1 protein-coding gene is annotated in these 579 nt (G+C 67.2%); it reads left to right on the forward strand.

Annotated elements, in window-relative coordinates; translation table 11 throughout:
* Positions 1-418: alpha-glucosidase C-terminal domain-containing protein (locus IE97_RS0137820; RefSeq protein ID WP_030252190.1), on the forward strand; the 418-nt coding region annotated here is incomplete at its 5' end.
* Positions 419-579: the final 161 nt, after the last annotated feature.

The raw sequence follows: 579 nt of genomic DNA on the forward strand, positions 1-579 counted from the left end.
CAGGCCCCGCGACTGGGACACCGCCGAGCGGGAGGGCCGCACCATCACCCCGCTGCTGACCCGCCTCAACACCATCCGCCGGGAACACCCGGCGCTGCAGCAGCTGCGCGACCTCCACTTCCACCACGCGGACCAGGAGGCGGTGATCGCCTACTCGAAGCGGAAGGGTTCGAACACCATTCTGGTGGTCGCCAACCTCGACCCCCACCACACCCAGGAGGCCACGGTCTCGTTGGACATGCCGCAACTCGGCCTGGACTGGCACGAGTCGGTGCCGGTGCGCGACGAGCTCACCGGCGAGACCTATCACTGGGGCAGGGCCAACTATGTGCGCCTCGAACCGGGCCACCGTCCCGCGCACGTCTTCTCGGTGCTGCGACCGTCCAACCCGCAGATCGGAGGGTCACCCACAACATGATCGTCAACGAACCCGTTCAGGACACCTTCGAGGACACTCCTGCCAGGGACCGCGACCCTGATTGGTTCAAGCGCGCCGTCTTCTACGAGGTGCTCGTCCGCTCGTTCCAGGACAGCAACGGCGACGGCGTCGGTGACCTGAAGGGCCTGACCGCCAAGCTC

Origin of the sequence: Streptomyces sp. NRRL S-455, from assembly GCF_000717875.1 — a bacterium.
GTDB lineage: Bacteria > Actinomycetota > Actinomycetes > Streptomycetales > Streptomycetaceae > Streptomyces.